Raw genomic sequence first — 16,616 nt, 5'->3', positions numbered from 1 at the left:
GCCCGACCGGCGGCTCACCGTCCGGCGGCCCGACATCCTGATCGTCGAGGGGCTCAACGTCCTCCACATCGGCGCCGGCCGCCCCTCACGCGGGCGAGGATGCCGTGCTCAGCTCTCGACGCCCGCCGGCTCGCGGGGGGCGGCCGCGGCGGTGCGCGGCGCCGCGTGGGTCTCCTTCGGCTGGCCGAGGCCCATCGCGCGCATGATGGCGCCCACGACACCACCGAGGGCCACGATCACCATGCCCGCCCAGAAGCCCAGCGGCTGGGCCATCACCATGAAGGCGCCTGCGACGCAGAAACCGATGAAGGCGATGATGACACCGGTCCAGGCGGCCGGGGTGTGACCGTGGCTGCTGCCCGCCATTGCTTGCTCCTCGTTGCTGGTGTGCGTGTCGTACGTGCCGTACGTCTCCGGGTCCGCCCGGGTCCGGGCCGGCCGCTCGCCGTCCATTGTCCCGTACGCACGCGTGTGCCGTGAGGGGGGGTGGCCGGTGACCGGCGTCTGTTTCGCCACATCCGGGCGGGCGCCCGGGTGGCTACGCCCCGGTGGGGTCCTCGCCCCGGTCGAGGGCCTTCCAGAGCTCCTCGGGGCGGTCGGGGTCGGCGGCCTCGGCGGTGCGGCGCGGGCGGGGGGTGCCGGACCGTTCGTAACGGCCGGACATGGCGGGCCACAGCCGGCCGTACCGCAGGGCCAGGAGCCCGGCGAGCAGCAGGAGGGCGCCGCCGACGGCCGCGACGTAGGGCCAGCCGGTGTGGGTGAGCGCGGCGACCGTGGCGGAGGTGTCGCCGGTGGTCTCGGCGGCCTTCGCGTCGAGCGCGGAGCTGTCGGAGGCGCCGGTCAGGGCGGCGGCGACGGTACCGGCGCCGGACAGGGCGAGGAGCCCCGCGACCAGGAGGCGGCCGGACCTGCGGACGGCGAAGACGGCGACGAGCGCGGCGAGGCCCACTATGGCGAGGGCCGCGGGGACGCCCGTGACGTCGCTGCCCCTGGCGGTGAGCGGGAAGGCGCCGCCGGCCACCGTCGCGGTGCCCTCCGACCAGCTCTGCCGGGTGGCCAGCAGCGCCACGGCCGCGCCGAGCGCGCCGCACAGCAGGGCGACGGCGAGGCTCCGGCGGCCGGACCGCGCGGACACGGGCGCCTGGGAACGGGGGTGGGGTACGGCAGTCACGTGCTCCACTATCTCCCGAACCCCGGGCGGACCGTCACCCGGGGTTCACGTGGAGAACGTGAGAAACGCCCTACTCGCCCAGCCGGTTGGCCGTGTGCACCGCCCGCAGCACCGCAGCCGCCTTGTTGCGGCACTCCTGGTCCTCGGCGGCCGGGTCGGAGTCGGCGACGATGCCGGCGCCTGCCTGGACGTAGGCGGTGCCGTCGCGCAGCAGGGCCGTGCGGATGGCGATGGCCGTGTCGGAGTCGCCGGCGAAGTCGAGGTAGCCGACGCAGCCGCCGTACAGTCCGCGCCGGGACGGTTCGAGCTCGTCGATGATCTGCATCGCGCGGGGCTTCGGGGCTCCGGAGAGGGTGCCGGCCGGGAAGCAGGCCGTCAGCACGTCGAAGGCGGTACGGCCCTCGGCGACCCGTCCGGTCACCGTGGAGACGATGTGCATCACGTGCGAGTAGCGCTCGATGGACATGAAGTCGACGACCTCGACGGAGCCGGGCTCGCAGACCCGGCCGAGGTCGTTGCGGCCGAGGTCGACGAGCATGAGGTGCTCGGCGCGTTCCTTGGGGTCGGCGAGCAGTTCGTCGGCGAGGGCCTGGTCCTCCCGCGGGGTGGCGCCGCGGTGCCGGGTGCCGGCGATGGGGTGCACCATGGCCCGCCCGTCCTCGACCTTGACCAGGGCCTCCGGGGAGGAGCCGACCACGTCGAATCCGTCGAAGCGGAACAGGTACATGTACGGCGACGGGTTGGTGGCCCTGAGGACCCGGTACACGTCGAGCGCGCTCGCCGTGCAGGGCGTCTCGAACCGCTGCGACGGTACGACCTGGAAGGCCTCGCCCGCGCGGATGCGCTCCTTGATGTCCTCGACGGCCCGCTGGAAGTCGGGGCCGCCCCACAGGGCGGTGTACTCGGGCAGTTCGGAGGGCGGCAGCTGGGCGGGCGGCTGGGCGACCGCGCGGCTCAGGTCGGCCTCCATCGCGTCGAGGCGGGCCACCGCGTCCGCGTAGGCCTCGTCGACGCCGGTCTCCAGGTCGTTGTGGTTGATCGCGTTGGCGATCAGCAGGACGGAGCCCTCCCAGTGGTCCATGACCGCGAGGTCGCTGGTCAGGAGCATGGTCAGCTCGGGGAGCCGCAGGTCGTCCCGCTCGCCGGGGCCGATCTTCTCCAGGCGGCGGACGATGTCGTAGCCGAGGTAGCCGACCATGCCGCCGGTGAAGGGCGGCAGCCCCAGGTCGTGGGCGAGGTCGCGGGGGGTGTGCAGGGCCTCGACGGTGGCGCGCAGGGTGGCGAGCGGGTCGCCTCCGGTGGGGACGCCGACGGGCGGGGTGCCGAGCCAGTGGGTCCGGCCGTCGCGCTCGGTCAGCGTGGCCGCGGAGCGCACGCCCACGAAGGAGTACCGGGACCATTGAAACGCGGTGCGGCCGTTCTCCGCGGACTCCAGCAGGAAGGTGCCGGGGCGCTCGGCGGCCAGCTTGCGGTAGAGCGCGACCGGGGTGTCGCCGTCGGCGAGGAGTTTGCGGGTGACCGGGATGACGCGGCGGTCGGCGGCGAGCTTGCGGAACGTCTCGAGGTCCATGGCGGCAGACCTTACTGATCCGAGGCCGGTACGCCGGAATCGGCGTCCTTGAGCAGCACGTCGGCGTCGAAGCAGGTGCGCGCGCCGGTGTGGCAGGCGGCGCCGACCTGGTCGACCTTGACCAGCACGGTGTCGGCGTCGCAGTCCAGGGCGACGGACTTGACCCACTGGAAGTGGCCGGACGTGTCGCCCTTGACCCAGTATTCCCGCCGGCTGCGGGACCAGTACGTGCAGCGGCCGGTGGTGAGCGTGCGGTGCAGCGCCTCGTCGTCCATCCAGCCGAGCATGAGCACCTCTCCGGTGTCGTACTGCTGGGCGATGGCGGGCAGGAGTCCGTCGGCGCTGCGCCTGAGGCGCGCGGCGATCTCGGGGTCGAGGCTGCTGGGCCGGTTGCTACGGGTCATGGGTGCCATTGTGCCGGGCGGCATCGAGTGATCCGGGGGGTGTCCAGTGTGCGGACCCGCTGGGTGGCCGTAGGCTGACGGCATGTCGACCTTCGCCAAGCGTGAACGGCTCCTGCTCGCCGACCTCTTGGAAACGACCGGCCCGGACGCCCCGACCCTGTGCGAGGGCTGGCGGACCCGGGACCTGGCCGCGCACGTGGTGGTGCGCGAGCGCCGCCCCGACGCGGCCGGCGGTGCCCTGCTCAAGGCGCTCGCGCCGCGCCTGGAGAGGGTGACGGCCGAGTACGCCGCCAAGCCGTACGAGGAGCTGATCCAGCTGATCCGTACGGGCCCGCCGCGATTCTCACCGTTCCAGCTCAAGCAGATCGACGAGGCGGCCAACGTCGTCGAGTTCTACGTGCACGCGGAGGACGTCCGCCGCGCCCAGTCCGGCTGGGGCACGCGCGAGCTGGACGCGGTCTTCCAGGACGCGCTGTGGTCCCGTCTGGAGCGCACCGCGCGGCTGGTGGGCCGGGGTTCGCCGACGGGTCTGGTGCTGCGCCGCCCGGACGGCCGGACGGTGGTCGCCCACCGGGGCGCGCCGGTGGTGACGGTCACCGGCGAGCCGTCCGAGCTGCTGTTGTTCGCCTTCGGCCGGCAGAGTGCCGCCAAGGTGGGCGTGGAGGGCGACGAGGACGCGATCACCCGGCTGCAGGAGTCGAAGCGGCTCGGCATCTGAGCCCGAGGGAGCGCTCATGATCAAGGTGGCGATGACCGGGGTGTACGTCGACGACGTGCCGAAGGCCCACGCCTTCTCCACGGACGTGCTCGGATTCGAGACCCGCGCCCACCTGGATCTGGGCGGCGGCACGCTGTTCGTCACGGTGGGCGCCGCGGGCGGGGCCCAGCCGGATCTCCAGTTGCTGCTGGAGCCGGGCGCGGGCCCCATCGCGGAGCCGTACCGGCGAGCGCTGTACGAGGCGGGGATCCCGGCCATCGTGTTCTCGGTGGACGACGTCGCGGCGGAGTACGAGCGGCCGCGCGGGCTCGGGGTGCGCTTCACCCACGAGCCGCAGGAGCAGGGTCCGGTGATCGCCGCCGTGCTGGACGACACCGTGGGCAACCTGGTGCAGCTGGCCCAGCCGCAGGGGTGAGGCGTCAGCGGGGCAGTTCGGCGCGGCGCAGGTCCGCCACGCACAGCGCGACGAGCCCGCCGAGGCCGCACACGACGGCGCTGACGACGTACACGGGGCCGAGGCCCCAGGCGCCGATGGCGGCGGCCGAGAACGGCATGCTGAGCGGGGTGAGGCCGAGGCTGACCAGGCTGGAGACGGCGGTGACCCGGCCGAGGTAGGCGGGGTCGGACTGGGTCTGGAGCAGCGATCCGCACAGGGCGCCGCTGAGCCCGGCGAGCAGCCCGACGAGCAGGGCGACCCCCACGGCGCCGGCAAGGTCCGGGACGAAGGCGAGGGCGCCGATCGCGACGGAGCCGGCGAGGATGGAGAGCGCGGCGACCAGCCCGGCCCGGGGCAGCCGTCCCCGGACGGTGAGCAGCAGGGAGACGGCGCCCGCGCCGACGCCGAACCCGGCGAGCACCCAGCCCATCCCGGAGGCGCCCCAGCCGCGCCGGTCGGCCAGCAGCGTGAGCCCGACGTTGAAGGGGCCGACGAAGCCGAAGTCGCCGAGGGCGATGGCGATCATCAGCGGGGCGAGGACGCGGTGGCCGCGGATGTAGCGCAGGCCGGCCGCCAGGTCGCTCCACGCGGTGCCCCGGGCGGTGCCGGCGCGGTCGTCGGCGGGCAGTTCCCGTACCCGCACGGTGATCAGCAGCGGCACCGACACGGCGATCAGCAGCCCGGCGAGGCCGAACGCGGCCGCGGCGCCGCCGACCGCCACGCCGAGGCCGCCGAGCGGGGCGCCGACGACGCTCGCGCAGCGGATCGCGAGGCCGCGCATGCCCTGGACGCGGGCGAGCTGGTCCCGGCCGGTGATCCGTGCGGGCAGGGCGCCCACGGCGGGCACGAACACGGCGTCGACGGTGCCGAAGACCAGGGCCAGCAGGGCGAGCGGCCACAGGCCGGGGCTGGTGAGGCAGAGCAGGGCGGCCACCGCGAGGACGGTGGCGCAGCGCACCGCGTCACTGCCGATGACGACCCTGCGCGGTCCCAGCCGGTCGGCGATCACGCCTCCGCCCAGCATCAGCACCGCCCGGGGCAGCGCGCTGACCGACATCACGAGGCCGGCCTGTGAGGGGCTCCCGGCCTGTACGGCGGCCCAGGACAGGGCGATGTAGTAGACGCTGTCGCCGACCATCGAGGAGGTGTACGCCCCGAGCCAGCGCAGGACGTTGGGGTCGTGGTGGGCTGGGCGGTCCGGGACGTGCTCCTCGACGGGTATCGCGGTCGCGGTGGTCACGGTGGTGGCCTCTCTCAGACGCGGAAGGGGAAGCCGTACATGTGGAGCGCGACGTTCTCGCGCCCCTCGGTCTCGCCTGCCGCCTCGGCGGCCCGGCCCTGCTCGTCGTACCTCCGCAGGAGCGACACCAGCTCCTGCTCCAGCGCGGTGAGTTCCGCCGGCGTCAGCCGCAGCAGGGACTCGTTGTCCATGGACGCGGCGTTCCACTCGGGGTTCCAGGTGGGGCGTTCGTCCAGGTAGCGGCGGTAGCGGTCGGCGCGCTGGTCGTGGAAGAGGCGGCTGGCCGCCAGGTGGGCCGCGGCCTTCACCGGTTCGCCCCGGAAGTCCTCGTCGCGGATGCTCACCCCGTCCGAGGCGGGCTGCCACCAGCGTTCCCGGGCGTCCCCGGTCTGCGGTTCCGCCTCCTCGATCAGTCCGTGCTCGGCGAGCTTGCGCAGGTGGTAGCTGACCAGGGAGACGGCCTCGTCCACGTGCTCGGCGAGCCGGGACGCCGTCGCGACCCGTTCGACGCACAGCAGCCGGTACAGGTCGGCCCGCAGGGGGTGCGCGAGGGCCTTCAGCGTGCCGACGTCGGTGATCCGCCGGTTCTCTTTGCTCGCCATGCCCTCAGAGTAAATACGAAAGGAAAGTTGCACAACAATTTTTGCGCAACTTGGCTTTCGCATCTGAGGATCCGGTGTCGGGTCGGGCGGCTTCGGCCCGGGCGGTTGCGGGTCAGGCCGTTGCGGGTCAGGCCGTTGCGGGTCAGGCGGTTGCGGAGCGGGTCACCGCACGGGGTGACCCGCCTCCCGCAGCGCCTGCTTCACCTCGCCGATCCGCAGGTCGCCGAAGTGGAAGACGGAGGCCGCGAGCACGGCGTCCGCGCCGGCGTCCACGGCCGGGGCGAAGTCCGCGAGCCTGCCCGCGCCGCCCGAGGCGATGACGGGTACCGTGACGTGCTTGCGCACGGCGGCGATCATCTCCAGGTCGTAGCCGTCCTTGGTGCCGTCCGCGTCCATCGAGTTCAGCAGGATCTCGCCCGCACCGAGGTCGGCGGCCCGGTGCGCCCACTCGACGGCGTCGATGCCGGTGCCCTTGCGGCCGCCGTGCGTCGTGACCTCGAAGGTGCCCTCCGGGGTGCGGCGCGCGTCCACCGACAGCACCAGCACCTGCCGACCGAAGCGCTCGGCGATCTCGCGGATCAGGTCGGGCCGGGCGATCGCCGCGGTGTTCACGCCCACCTTGTCGGCGCCCGCCCGCAGCAGCCGGTCCACGTCCTCGGCCGTGCGGACTCCGCCGCCGACGGTCAGCGGGATGAACACCTGCTCCGCGGTGCGGCGCACCACGTCGTACGTCGTCTCGCGGTTGCCCGACGAGGCGGTGATGTCCAGGAACGTCAGTTCGTCGGCGCCCTCGGCGTCATACACCTTGGCCATCTCGACCGGGTCGCCCGCGTCGCGCAGGTTCTGGAAGTTGACGCCCTTGACGACCCGGCCGTTGTCCACGTCCAGGCAGGGGATGACTCGGACCGCCAGGGTCATGAGGTCACGGCTCCTCTGAATGCTTCGAGTTCCACTGAGACCAGGATGCGCGGGTCGACGAAGCCCTCCACGACCAGCAGGGTCGCGACCGGGCGCACGGCGTCGAACAGCTCCTTGTGGGCCCGGCCCACCGCCTCGACGTCCCGCGCGTGGGCCAGGTAGACCCGGGTCCTGACCACCGAGCCGGGCCCCAGCCCGAACTCGGCGATGGCGTCCAGGGCGCTGGTGAAGGCCACCTTGGCCTGTTCGTACGGGTCGCCCTCCCCGTACAGCACATCGCCCTTGAAGGACGTCGTGCCCGCCACCAGCACCCGGTCGCCCGCAGCGACCGCGCGCGCGAATCCGAAAGTCTCTTCCCAGGGAGTTCCGCTCTGCACGCGCCGCACGGTCTCGGACGTCATGACGACACAGCCTCCAGTGCCTCTTCCAGGGTGAACGCCTTCGCGTACAGCGCCTTCCCGACGATGGCGCCCTCGACACCGAGGGGGACCAGGTCGGCGATGGCCCGCAGGTCGTCGAGCGACGACACGCCGCCGGAGGCCACGACCGGGCGGTCGGTCGCGGCGCACACGTTCTTCAGCAGCTCCAGGTTGGGGCCCTGCAGCGTGCCGTCCTTGGCGATGTCGGTGACGACGTACCGGGCGCAGCCCTCCTTGTCGAGGCGCGCCAGCGTCTCGTAGAGGTCGCCGCCGTCACGGGTCCAGCCGCGGCCCCGGAGCGTGGTGCCGCGTACGTCGAGGCCGACCGCGATCTTGTCGCCGTGCTCGGCGATGATCCTGGCGACCCACTCGGGGGTCTCCAGCGCGGCGGTGCCGAGGTTCACCCGGGTGCAGCCGGTGGCGAGGGCGGCGGCCAGGGAGGCGTCGTCGCGGATGCCGCCGGACAGCTCGACCTTGATGTCCATGGCCCGCGCGACCTCGGCGATCAGCGCCCGGTTGTCACCGGTGCCGAACGCGGCGTCGAGGTCGACCAGGTGCAGCCACTCGGCGCCGGAGCGCTGCCAGGCCAGGGCGGCCTCCAGGGGGGAGCCGTAGGAGGTCTCCGTGCCGGACTCGCCGTGCACGAGGCGGACGGCCTGGCCGTCGCGGACGTCGACGGCGGGGAGGAGTTCGAGCTTGGCCATGTCTCTACAGGGTTCCGATCCAGTTGGTGAGGAGCTGGGCTCCGGCGTCGCCGGACTTCTCGGGGTGGAACTGCGTGGCCCACAGGGCGCCGTTCTCGACGGCGGCCACGAAGGGCTTGCCGTGCGTCGCCCAGGTGACCCTGGGCGGGTGCAGGACCGGGTTGTGGGTCTGCAGGGTCCAGTCGTGGACGGCGTAGGAGTGCACGAAGTAGAAGCGCGCGTCCGCCTCCAGGCCCGCGAACAGCTCCGAGCCGGCCGGGGCCTCGACGGTGTTCCAGCCCATGTGGGGCACGACGTCGGCCTGGAGCGGCTCGACCGAGCCGGGCCACTCGTCGAGGCCCTCGCTCTCCACGCCGTGCTCGATGCCGCGCGCGAAGAGGATCTGCATGCCGACGCAGATGCCGATCACCGGCCGCCCGCCGGACAGCCGGCGGTCGACGATCCAGTCGCCGCGGGCCTCGCGCAGGCCCTTCATGCAGGCGGCGAAGGCGCCGACGCCCGGCACGAGCAGGCCGTCCGCGTTCATCGCCGTGTCGAAGTCGCGCGTGATCTCGACGTCGGCTCCCGCGCGCGCGAGGGCGCGCTCGGCGGAGCGGACGTTGCCGAAGCCGTAGTCGAAGACCACGACCTTCTTCGGCGTGCTCATCAGTTCCACACCTCCAGCCGCATGACGCCGGCGACCAGGCACATCGCCGCGCCGATCGAGAGCAGCACGATCAGGCTCCGCGGCATCTGCTGCTTGACGAAGGAGATGATCCCGCCGACCAGGAACAGACCGACGACGATCAGGACGGTGGACAGACCGTTCATGGGTTTACAGGGCACCCTTCGTGGACGGCAGGATGCCCGCCGCGCGCGGGTCCCGCTCGCTGGCGTAGCGCAGCGCCCGGGCCAGCGCCTTGAACTGACACTCCACGATGTGGTGCGCGTTGCGCCCGTAGGGCACGTGCACGTGCAGCGCGATCTGGGCCTGGGCGACGAAGGACTCCAGGATGTGCCGGGTCATCGTGGTGTCGTACTCGCCGATCATCGGCGCCATGTTCTCGGGCTCGGTGTGCACGAGGTAGGGGCGGCCGGACAGGTCGACGGTGACCTGGGCGAGGGACTCGTCCAGCGGGACCGTGCAGTTGCCGAAGCGGTAGATGCCCACCTTGTCGCCGAGGGCCTGCTTGAAGGCGGCGCCCAGCGCGAGGGCGGTGTCCTCGATGGTGTGGTGGGAGTCGATGTGCAGGTCGCCGTCGGTCTTCACGGTCAGGTCGAACAGACCGTGCCGGCCGAGCTGGTCGAGCATGTGGTCGTAGAAGCCTACGCCGGTGGCGATGTCGGTCTTCCCGGTGCCGTCGAGATCGATCTCGACGAGGACCGAGGTCTCCTTGGTCGTCCGTTCCACGCGCCCTACGCGGCTCATGTGCTCTGCTCCTTCTTCACGTCACGGACCGCGTCCAGGAACGCGTCGTTCTCGGCCGGGGTGCCGGCGGTGACCCGCAGCCACCCCGGTACGCCGTTGTCACGGACCAGGACACCCCGGTCGAGGATCTTCTGCCAGGCGGTGTGCGCGTCCTCGAACCGCCCGAACTGCACGAAGTTCGCGTCGGACTCGGTCACCTCGTAACCGATGGACCTCAGCTCGCCCACCAGCCGGTCCCGCTCGGACTTCAGCTGCTCGACGTACTTCAGGAGCACGTCCGTGTGCTCCAGCGCGGCCAGGGCGGTCGCCTGGGTGACCGCCGACAGGTGGTACGGCAGCCGGACGAGCTGGACGGCGTCCACGACGGCCGGGTGCGCGGCGAGGTAGCCGAGGCGGAGGCCGGCGGCCCCGAACGCCTTCGACATGGTCCGCGAGACGACGAGATTCGGCCGACCTTCGAGCAGCGGCAGCAGTGAGGGGCCGTGGCTGAACTCGACGTACGCCTCGTCCACCACGACCATCGCCCCGGCGGTCGCGGCCCTGGCCGCCTGCGCGGCCTCGTACAGCGCGAGCACCGTCTCGGGCGGCACCGCGTTGCCGGTGGGGTTGTTGGGGGTGGTGATGAAGACGACGTCGGGCCGGTGCTCGGCGATGGCCCGCTCGGCCGCCGGCAGGTCGACGGTGAAGTCCTCGTTGCGGGGGCCGGAGATCCAGCCGGTGCCCGTGCCGCGCGCGATCAGGCTGTGCATCGAGTACGAGGGCTCGAAGCCGATCGCCGTACGGCCGGGCCCGCCGAAGGTCTGCAGCAGCTGCTGGATGACCTCGTTGGAGCCGTTGGCGGCCCAGACCTCGGCCGGACCCACCTGGTAGCCGGTCGTGTCGGTCAGGTACTCCGCGAGCCGGGTGCGCAGCTCGACCGCGTCCCGGTCCGGGTAGCGGTTGAGGTTCCGGGCGGCCTCGCGCACCCGCTCGGTGATCCGCTCGACCAGCGGCTCGGGCAGCGGGTAGGGGTTCTCGTTCGTGTTCAGCCGCACCGGGACGTCCAGCTGGGGCGCGCCGTAGGGCGACTTGCCGCGCAGCTCGTCCCGGACGGGGAGGTCGTCGATCCTCACGTCGCTCACTTGCCCGTCGGTACCTTCCACCCGAACCTCGCCTTGATCGCCGCGCCGTGCGCGGGCAGGTCCTCCGCCTCCGCCAGCGTCACCACGTGGTGCGCGACCTCGGCCAGCGCCTCGCGCGTGTAGTCGACGATGTGGATACCGCGCAGGAAGGACTGCACGGACAGGCCGGAGGAGTGGCAGGCGCAGCCTCCGGTGGGCAGGACGTGGTTGGACCCGGCCGCGTAGTCGCCCAGGGAGACCGGCGCCCAGGGGCCGATGAAGACGGCGCCCGCGTTCTTCACCCGCTCGGCGACGGCGGCGGCGTCGGCCGTCTGGATCTCCAGGTGCTCGGCGCCGTACGCGTCGACCACCCTCAGGCCCTCCTCGATGCCGTCCACCAGCACGATCGCGGACTGCCTGCCCCGGAGGGCGGGCACGATCCGGTCGTCGACGTGCCGGGTGGCCGCGACCTGCGGTTCGAGCTCCTTCTCCACGGCGTCGGCCAGTTCGGTGGAGTCGGTGACCAGCACGGCCGCCGCGAGCGGGTCGTGCTCGGCCTGGCTGATCAGGTCGGCGGCGACGTGCACCGGGTCGGCGGTGGAGTCCGCGAGGACCGCGATCTCGGTGGGGCCGGCCTCGGCGTCGATGCCGATCCTGCCGGTGAAGAAGCGCTTGGCGGCGGCGACCCAGATGTTGCCGGGGCCGGTGACCATGTTGGCGGGGGCGCAGGACTCGGTGCCGTACGCGAACATCGCCACGGCGGTGGCGCCGCCCGCCGCGTAGACCTCGTCGACGCCGAGCAGCGCGCAGGCGGCGAGGATGGTGGGGTGCGGCAGGCCGCCGAAGTCCGCCTGCGCCGGCGAGGCCAGGGCGATCGAGCCGACGCCCGCCTCCTGCGCGGGCACCACGTTCATGATCACGGAGGAGGGGTAGACGGAGCGGCCGCCGGGCGCGTAGAGACCGACGCGCTCGACCGGTACCCACTTTTCGGTCACCGTGCCGCCGGGCACGACCTGGGTCGTGTGGGACGTGCGGCGCTGGGCGCGGTGCACGAGGCGGGCCCGGCGGATGGACTCCTCCAGGGCCGCGCGCACGGCCGGGTCGAGCTGTTCCAGCGCGTCGGCGAGCGCCCGGGCCGGGACCCGTACCGACTCCAGCCGGACCCCGTCGAACTTCTCGGCGAAGTCGATCAGCGCCGCGTCGCCCCGATGATGCACGGCTTCGCAGATGGGACGCACCTTCTCGAGGGCGGCCGATACGTCGAAGTCGGCTCGGGGCAGCAGGTCGCGCAGGGCGGGGCCCTCGGGGAGGGCGTCGCCGCGCAGATCGATTCGGCAGATCACGGGGTCAATTCTCTCAGACCGGCGTCGGGCGCTGTCCGCGCGTATCAATGGCTGATACAGAACGTGGCCGGAACCCGGAAGATCCGCTTCACCGTTGGCGTTCGGGGCCGCACGCACGGGCATGACCGGCTGTACGAGCGGGCGGGAGCCGCCCGTGGCCGAGGGAGGAAGGAAGAGCGGTGACCGAGGGGGCCGGCCTGCGCGCCGGAGACCTGCCGGACGACCTGACCGCCACCGAGGCCGGGATGTGGCAGGCCTTCCGCAACGGCAGCGTGTACGACCTGAGCAGCGGGGACGCCGTGGTGGACGACCCGCACGGCGGGCATCCCTGGGGGCCCGAGCGGACCGTGCGGGCGCGCATCGTGTGCTGGCTGCTGTTGGACGGTCCGCCCGCGCTGGCCGGCCGGGTGTCGGCGCTGAAGCTGTCCGGCGTGCGGATCAGCGGGCCCCTGGAACTGGCGGGCGGCACGGTGGTGCCGTACGTGGAACTGAAGGGCTGCCGCTTCGACCGCGAGGTGCTGGTGCCCGAGGCCCGTTTCGCGACCCTGCGCCTGGTGGACTGCTCGGTCCCGCGCCTGGAGGCCGCCCGGGTGCACACCGAGGGCGACCTGCACCTGCCGCGCTGCCGCTTCCCGGGCGGCGTCCGGCTCACCGACGCGCACATCGGCACCGATCTGCTGCTCAACCAGGCCGTCGTGCACCGGGACCGCACCGGCCGCTCGATCGTCGCCGACGGGATGACCGTCGGCCAGGACCTCCAGGCGGAGCTGCTGGAGTCGCACGGTGAGCTCAGCCTGCGCAGCGCCAAGGTCGGCGTGTCGCTGAGCCTGCGCGGCGCCAGACTGGCCAACCCCCGTTCCCGGCTGGCCCTGAACGCGCCGCAGCTGACCGTGGAGCGCACCCTCTACATGACCCCGGCCGGCGTGGGCAGCCCGCTGCTCAGCGGCACCACCCCCGCGCGCGGCACGCGTGTCCAGCACTTCGAGTGCCAGGGCGGGGTGCGTCTCGACGACGGGCGGTTCGGGGACGCGGTCGACCTGGAGCGGGCCCGGTTCGCCTTCACCGACGACCAGGAGCTGTCGCTGCGCCGGGTGCAGACGCCCGAGCTGCGCTTCCTCGGGGAGCGGCCGCAGCGCGGCAAGGTGGTGCTGTCGGGGGCCCGGGTCGTCAACCTCGTGGACCGGGCGGCCAGCTGGCCGGGGCCGGGCAGTCTGCACATGGGCGGCTTCACCTACGAGAGCCTGGTGCCGCAGGGCCCGTTCCCGCTGACCGAGCGCCTGGGCTGGGTGGCGGCGGCGACCGCCGAGTACAACCCCGAGCCGTACGAGCGGCTGGCCGCCGTGCTGCGCGGGGCCGGGGAGGACGAGGACGCGCGCGAGGTACTGCTCGCCAAGCAGCGCCGCCGCCGCGAGACCCTGCCGCTGGCCGGCAAGCTCTGGGGGTACGCGCAGGACTGGACGGTCGCCTACGGGTACCGGCCCGGCCGGGCCGCCGTGTGGATGGCGGTGCTGTGGGCGGCGGGCACGCTCGCCTTCGCGCACGCCAGTCATCCGCCGATGAACGCGGGTGGCCACCCGGCCTGGAGCCCGGCACTGTTCGCCCTGGACCTGCTGCTGCCGGTCATCGATCTGGGCCAGGCGGGCCAGTGGCAGCTGCGCGGCGGCTGGCAGTGGCTGGCGGCGGCGATGGTGCTGCTGGGCTGGGTCCTGGCGACGACGGTGGCGGCCGGCGCGACGCGGCTGCTGCGGCGGGGCTGACCGGCGAGCGGGACGCAGCTTGGCAGGTACCCATCAGTAATTGAAAAGTCACCAACTTTTACCGGTCCTTGACCGGGCCGCGTACAACTTTCCACCGCCTTGCCACAGAGGCTGGCGCGGCGCCGACCTGCGGTCTTTCAATGGTCGACACCATGGCTCTGCTGCCCCCGTTCATCCGCCCCACCCGGATGACCAGAACCCCCTCGCGTCCCGCCGGACCGCCGGTCGACGACGAGGTGCTGCTCGACGCGCCCGACGACCGCCTCGGCCCCGCCCTCGTCGCGGCCGGGCACGGCGAGTACCGTGCCGCCGCCGAGTTGCTGGCCGCCACCCGGGCGGCCGCCCAGTGGGAGAACCGCGACCGGTACACGCGGGGCCTGGCCGGCTTCGCCCGCTCGCGCTCCGAGTGGTTCGAGGAGTGGCGCAGGGCCGCCCCCGACGACCCCGACGGGCTGCTGGTGGCGGCTCAGCTGGCGGTGGACCGGGCCTGGCCCTCGCCGGCCCGGACCGAGCTGCTGCGCGAGGTGAGCCCGCTGATCACGGCCGCCGCCCGGAGCGACGTCCGCGACCCGGTGCCGTGGCGGCTCGCGCTGGACCATGCGCGCGGCTCCCGGGCCGGCCACCGGTACTTCGGGGAGCTGTGGGAGGCGGCCGTCCGGCGCGCCCCGCACCACTACGGTTGCCATGTGGCCGCCCTGCGCTATCTGGCCGCCTCCTGGCACGGCTCGCACCGCGAGTGCCTCGACTTCGCCGACCTGGCCGCGCAGGACGCCCCGGCGGACTCGCTCGTCCAGGCGCTGCCCGTGCGGGCGGCCCTCGGCTACCTGGCCGACGGCTGCGGGCCGGAGGTGCCGCGCGAGCGGCTGGACGCGGCGGCCGACCGGGCGATCGCGCTCTCCGGCCGGCTCCCGGCGGCCGATCCCTGGCCCGCCGGGATCCGCAACAAGCTCATCTACCTGCTGCTGCGGCTGGACCGCCGGGCGGACGCCCGTGACCAGCTCCGGCTGACCGGCCCGTACGCCACCTCCTTCCCCTGGGACCGGATCTCCGACGACCCGCTCGGCCACTTCCTCCGGCTGCGCGAGGAGCTCCTGACGGCGGTCCCCCGGCCCGGCCGGACCGGGCTGGTGCCGACCCAGCCGCGACCGCGGAGTGAGCACCGCGGACACTCCCGCGCCGGTGACCATTAGGGTGGCGCCGTGACCACCGTCCGTCTCCCCCTCTTCCCACTGAACTCGGTGCTCTTCCCGGGCCTGGTGCTTCCGCTCAACGTGTTCGAGGAGCGCTACCGCGCGATGATGCGCGAGCTGCTGAAGACACCCGAGGACGAGCCGCGCCGGTTCGCCGTCGTGGCGATCCGCGACGGCCACGAAGTGGCGCCGAGCGCCCCGGGCATGCCGGACTCGACGGCCCTGCCCGAACGCGGACCCGCCGCGGGCTTCGGCGCCGACCCCGCCCAGGCGTTCCACGCCGTGGGCTGTGTGGCGGACGCGGCGACCGTCCGGGAGCGGGCCGACGGCACCTTCGAGGTGCTGGCGACCGGGACCACCCGGGTACGGCTGCTGTCCGTCGACGCGTCGGGCCCGTTCCTGACGGCCGAGCTCGAGGAACTCACGGAGGACCCGGGCGACGAGGCGGGTGCGCTGGCCGAGGGCGTGCTGCGGGCCTTCCGCCAGTACCAGAAGCGGCTGGCGGGCGCGCGGGAACGCTCGCTGACCACGGGTGCCGAGCTGCCGGACGAGCCCGCCGTCGTCTCCTACCTGGTCGCGGCGGCGATGGTGCTCGACATCCCGGCGAAGCAGCGTCTGCTGCAGGCCCCGGACACCGCGTCCCGCCTGCGCGACGAGCTGAAACTCCTCCGCACGGAGACGGCCGTCATCCGTACCCTGCCGTCACTGCCGGCCGCGGACCTGACGCGCGGCCCGACGAGTCTGAACTGAGGCCGGAACCCCGCATGGCGAAGAAGACGAAGAAGCAGCAGCCGGGCGGCACCCCCGCGACGGTGGCCCTGACGGCGGCGGGCGTGGAGTACACGGTCCACTCCTACGAGCACGACCCGTCCCACCCCTCGTACGGCGAGGAGGCCGCCGAGGCGATGGGCGTCTCCCCGGAGCGGGTCTTCAAGACCCTGATCGCGGACGTCGACGGCACCCTGACGGTCGCCGTGGTCCCGGTGGCGGGCTCCCTCGACCTCAAGGCCCTCGCGACCGCGGTCGGCGGCAAACGCGCGGCCATGGCGGACCCGGCCCACGCGGAGCGCACCACGGGTTACGTCCGCGGCGGCATCTCGCCCCTGGGGCAGCGCAAGAAGCTCCCCACGGTCCTGGACGACTCGGCTGCCGCCCATCCCACGATCTGCGTCTCGGCAGGCCGCCGGGGGCTGGAGGTCGAGCTCGCCCCGACCGACCTGACGAAGCTCACGGAGGCCGTGCTGGCTCCCATCGGCCGCAGCTGACGCGCGTCCGGCGTCAACGGTCCGGCCCGGCCCGCTGGGGGCTCCGCCCCCGGCCCCGGCCCTTGCCCACCCACCACCGTGCGGGTCGGCTGAAAGGCGCGGCCACCCTCTCCGCGCGTGCGGATCGGTCGGGGTCCCGCCCCCTCGGCCCGTGCGGGCCGGCTGGGCCCCTGGCCTCCCTCTCGGCCCGTGCGGGCCGGCTGAGGGCCCGGCAGGGGCGAGGAAACCAGGGCCTGTCTGACCCTTCCCGTCTGCCGCGCGACGCCCTGCACGCGCCCCCAGAGGGGGTGCCCCCACTCGCCGCACCGGGCACACACCCAGGTACATCCCGTACGTGGGTGCATGCCCGGCACTCCCCCAGCCTTCGGCCG

At 73.4% G+C, this 16,616-nt stretch carries 20 protein-coding genes; 6 read left to right on the top strand and 14 right to left on the bottom strand.

Going from position 1 to position 16,616, the window contains the following annotated elements; genetic code table 11:
* Positions 1 to 108 precede the first annotated feature (108 nt).
* The 4 genes from ABZX30_RS35180 to hisI all read right to left on the bottom strand — a co-directional run bounded on the left by ABZX30_RS35180 (position 109) and on the right by hisI (position 3,145).
* Entirely contained in the window at positions 109 to 366 is a 258-nt protein-coding gene (locus tag ABZX30_RS35180) for an HGxxPAAW family protein (RefSeq protein ID WP_355941598.1), read from the bottom strand.
* A 172-nt stretch (positions 367 to 538) separates the two neighbouring features.
* The gene (locus ABZX30_RS35175; RefSeq protein WP_355941595.1) at positions 539 to 1,180 is read right to left on the bottom strand and encodes a TIGR02234 family membrane protein; all 642 of its coding nucleotides are present in this window, start codon (positions 1,178 to 1,180) and stop codon (positions 539 to 541) included.
* Positions 1,181 to 1,241: 61 nt separating this feature from the next.
* Positions 1,242 to 2,741, bottom strand: a complete 1,500-nt coding sequence (locus ABZX30_RS35170) for an anthranilate synthase component I (protein ID WP_355941593.1) — start codon at positions 2,739 to 2,741, stop codon at positions 1,242 to 1,244.
* Positions 2,742 to 2,752: 11 nt separating this feature from the next.
* Positions 2,753 to 3,145: a phosphoribosyl-AMP cyclohydrolase gene (gene hisI / locus ABZX30_RS35165; protein ID WP_355941591.1), complete on the bottom strand. Its 393-nt coding sequence runs from the start codon at positions 3,143 to 3,145 to the stop codon at positions 2,753 to 2,755.
* Positions 3,146 to 3,227: 82 nt separating this feature from the next.
* On the opposite strand from hisI, the gene ABZX30_RS35160 reads away from it, so the two are divergent.
* Together ABZX30_RS35160 and ABZX30_RS35155 are read left to right on the top strand one after the other, a co-directional pair.
* Complete coding sequence (locus ABZX30_RS35160; RefSeq protein WP_355941589.1) at positions 3,228 to 3,863, top strand: TIGR03085 family metal-binding protein; 636 nt, start codon at positions 3,228 to 3,230, stop codon at positions 3,861 to 3,863.
* 16 nt (positions 3,864 to 3,879) lie between these two features.
* Positions 3,880 to 4,278: a VOC family protein gene (locus ABZX30_RS35155; protein ID WP_355941587.1), complete on the top strand. Its 399-nt coding sequence runs from the start codon at positions 3,880 to 3,882 to the stop codon at positions 4,276 to 4,278.
* A gap of 4 nt (positions 4,279 to 4,282) precedes the next feature.
* Here the strand turns inward: ABZX30_RS35155 and ABZX30_RS35150 are convergent, their stop codons facing one another.
* From ABZX30_RS35150 to hisD, 10 genes are all read right to left on the bottom strand, one after another.
* Positions 4,283 to 5,539, bottom strand: coding sequence for an MFS transporter (locus tag ABZX30_RS35150; RefSeq protein WP_355941585.1), 1,257 nt, complete (start codon positions 5,537 to 5,539; stop codon positions 4,283 to 4,285).
* Between the two features lie 14 nt (positions 5,540 to 5,553).
* The gene (locus ABZX30_RS35145; RefSeq protein WP_355941584.1) at positions 5,554 to 6,141 is read right to left on the bottom strand and encodes a helix-turn-helix domain-containing protein; all 588 of its coding nucleotides are present in this window, start codon (positions 6,139 to 6,141) and stop codon (positions 5,554 to 5,556) included.
* 162 nt (positions 6,142 to 6,303) lie between these two features.
* Positions 6,304 to 7,059: an imidazole glycerol phosphate synthase subunit HisF gene (gene hisF / locus ABZX30_RS35140; RefSeq protein ID WP_355941583.1), complete on the bottom strand. Its 756-nt coding sequence runs from the start codon at positions 7,057 to 7,059 to the stop codon at positions 6,304 to 6,306.
* Complete coding sequence (locus tag ABZX30_RS35135; protein ID WP_355941581.1) at positions 7,056 to 7,460, bottom strand: RidA family protein; 405 nt, start codon at positions 7,458 to 7,460, stop codon at positions 7,056 to 7,058. The genes hisF and ABZX30_RS35135 overlap by 4 nt, the downstream gene beginning before the upstream one ends.
* Positions 7,457 to 8,182, bottom strand: a complete 726-nt coding sequence (gene priA, locus ABZX30_RS35130) for a bifunctional 1-(5-phosphoribosyl)-5-((5-phosphoribosylamino)methylideneamino)imidazole-4-carboxamide isomerase/phosphoribosylanthranilate isomerase PriA (protein ID WP_355941578.1) — start codon at positions 8,180 to 8,182, stop codon at positions 7,457 to 7,459. Before priA ends, ABZX30_RS35135 begins: the two co-directional genes overlap by 4 nt.
* Positions 8,183 to 8,186: 4 nt before the next feature.
* On the bottom strand, positions 8,187 to 8,828 hold the full coding sequence (gene hisH / locus ABZX30_RS35125) for an imidazole glycerol phosphate synthase subunit HisH (protein ID WP_355941575.1): 642 nt from the start codon (positions 8,826 to 8,828) through the stop codon (positions 8,187 to 8,189).
* Positions 8,828 to 8,992 (bottom strand): hypothetical protein, encoded by a 165-nt coding sequence (locus ABZX30_RS35120; RefSeq protein ID WP_355941572.1) that lies wholly within the window; start codon positions 8,990 to 8,992, stop codon positions 8,828 to 8,830. The genes hisH and ABZX30_RS35120 overlap by 1 nt, the downstream gene beginning before the upstream one ends.
* A gap of 4 nt (positions 8,993 to 8,996) precedes the next feature.
* Positions 8,997 to 9,590 carry an imidazoleglycerol-phosphate dehydratase HisB gene (hisB, locus tag ABZX30_RS35115; RefSeq protein ID WP_100825690.1) on the bottom strand — a complete coding sequence of 198 codons (594 nt, stop codon included), beginning with the start codon at positions 9,588 to 9,590 and terminating at the stop codon, positions 8,997 to 8,999.
* A complete protein-coding gene (locus ABZX30_RS35110; protein ID WP_355941569.1) occupies positions 9,587 to 10,711 on the bottom strand; it encodes a histidinol-phosphate transaminase in 1,125 nt (374 codons plus the stop codon). The genes hisB and ABZX30_RS35110 overlap by 4 nt, the downstream gene beginning before the upstream one ends.
* Positions 10,708 to 12,033, bottom strand: coding sequence for a histidinol dehydrogenase (gene hisD / locus ABZX30_RS35105; RefSeq protein ID WP_355941566.1), 1,326 nt, complete (start codon positions 12,031 to 12,033; stop codon positions 10,708 to 10,710). The genes ABZX30_RS35110 and hisD overlap by 4 nt, the downstream gene beginning before the upstream one ends.
* A 179-nt stretch (positions 12,034 to 12,212) precedes the next feature.
* Between hisD and ABZX30_RS35100 the strand changes: the two genes are divergently transcribed.
* From ABZX30_RS35100 to ybaK, 4 genes are all read left to right on the top strand, one after another.
* Positions 12,213 to 13,790, top strand: coding sequence for an oxidoreductase (locus ABZX30_RS35100; protein WP_355941563.1), 1,578 nt, complete (start codon positions 12,213 to 12,215; stop codon positions 13,788 to 13,790).
* Between the two features lie 140 nt (positions 13,791 to 13,930).
* Positions 13,931 to 14,980 carry a hypothetical protein gene (locus ABZX30_RS35095; RefSeq protein ID WP_355941560.1) on the top strand — a complete coding sequence of 350 codons (1,050 nt, stop codon included), beginning with the start codon at positions 13,931 to 13,933 and terminating at the stop codon, positions 14,978 to 14,980.
* A gap of 9 nt (positions 14,981 to 14,989) precedes the next feature.
* Positions 14,990 to 15,730 carry an LON peptidase substrate-binding domain-containing protein gene (locus tag ABZX30_RS35090; protein WP_355941557.1) on the top strand — a complete coding sequence of 247 codons (741 nt, stop codon included), beginning with the start codon at positions 14,990 to 14,992 and terminating at the stop codon, positions 15,728 to 15,730.
* A 14-nt stretch (positions 15,731 to 15,744) separates the two neighbouring features.
* Complete coding sequence (ybaK, locus tag ABZX30_RS35085; protein WP_355941554.1) at positions 15,745 to 16,245, top strand: Cys-tRNA(Pro) deacylase; 501 nt, start codon at positions 15,745 to 15,747, stop codon at positions 16,243 to 16,245.
* Positions 16,246 to 16,616 lie beyond the last annotated feature (371 nt).

Source organism: Streptomyces sp. NPDC004542, assembly GCF_040610035.1.
Taxonomy (GTDB): Bacteria; Actinomycetota; Actinomycetes; order Streptomycetales; family Streptomycetaceae; genus Streptomyces.
This window is presented reverse-complemented; position numbering and strand designations above follow the sequence as displayed.

Excerpts from the sequence above, each read along its gene's own strand:
- ABZX30_RS35120 (WP_355941572.1), bottom strand. The coding sequence starts at position 8,992 with ATGAACGGTCTGTCCACCGTCCTGATCGTCGTCGGTCTGTTCCTGGTC.
- ABZX30_RS35170 (WP_355941593.1), bottom strand. The coding sequence starts at position 2,741 with ATGGACCTCGAGACGTTCCGCAAGCTCGCCGCCGACCGCCGCGTCATC.
- hisF (WP_355941583.1), bottom strand. The coding sequence starts at position 7,059 with ATGACCCTGGCGGTCCGAGTCATCCCCTGCCTGGACGTGGACAACGGC.
- hisB (WP_100825690.1), bottom strand. The coding sequence starts at position 9,590 with ATGAGCCGCGTAGGGCGCGTGGAACGGACGACCAAGGAGACCTCGGTC.
- priA (WP_355941578.1), bottom strand. The coding sequence starts at position 8,182 with ATGGCCAAGCTCGAACTCCTCCCCGCCGTCGACGTCCGCGACGGCCAG.
- ABZX30_RS35095 (WP_355941560.1), top strand. The coding sequence starts at position 13,931 with ATGGTCGACACCATGGCTCTGCTGCCCCCGTTCATCCGCCCCACCCGG.
- ABZX30_RS35180 (WP_355941598.1), bottom strand. The coding sequence starts at position 366 with ATGGCGGGCAGCAGCCACGGTCACACCCCGGCCGCCTGGACCGGTGTC.
- ABZX30_RS35155 (WP_355941587.1), top strand. The coding sequence starts at position 3,880 with ATGATCAAGGTGGCGATGACCGGGGTGTACGTCGACGACGTGCCGAAG.
- hisI (WP_355941591.1), bottom strand. The coding sequence starts at position 3,145 with ATGACCCGTAGCAACCGGCCCAGCAGCCTCGACCCCGAGATCGCCGCG.
- hisH (WP_355941575.1), bottom strand. The coding sequence starts at position 8,828 with ATGAGCACGCCGAAGAAGGTCGTGGTCTTCGACTACGGCTTCGGCAAC.
- ABZX30_RS35145 (WP_355941584.1), bottom strand. The coding sequence starts at position 6,141 with ATGGCGAGCAAAGAGAACCGGCGGATCACCGACGTCGGCACGCTGAAG.
- ybaK (WP_355941554.1), top strand. The coding sequence starts at position 15,745 with ATGGCGAAGAAGACGAAGAAGCAGCAGCCGGGCGGCACCCCCGCGACG.
- ABZX30_RS35135 (WP_355941581.1), bottom strand. The coding sequence starts at position 7,460 with ATGACGTCCGAGACCGTGCGGCGCGTGCAGAGCGGAACTCCCTGGGAA.
- ABZX30_RS35160 (WP_355941589.1), top strand. The coding sequence starts at position 3,228 with ATGTCGACCTTCGCCAAGCGTGAACGGCTCCTGCTCGCCGACCTCTTG.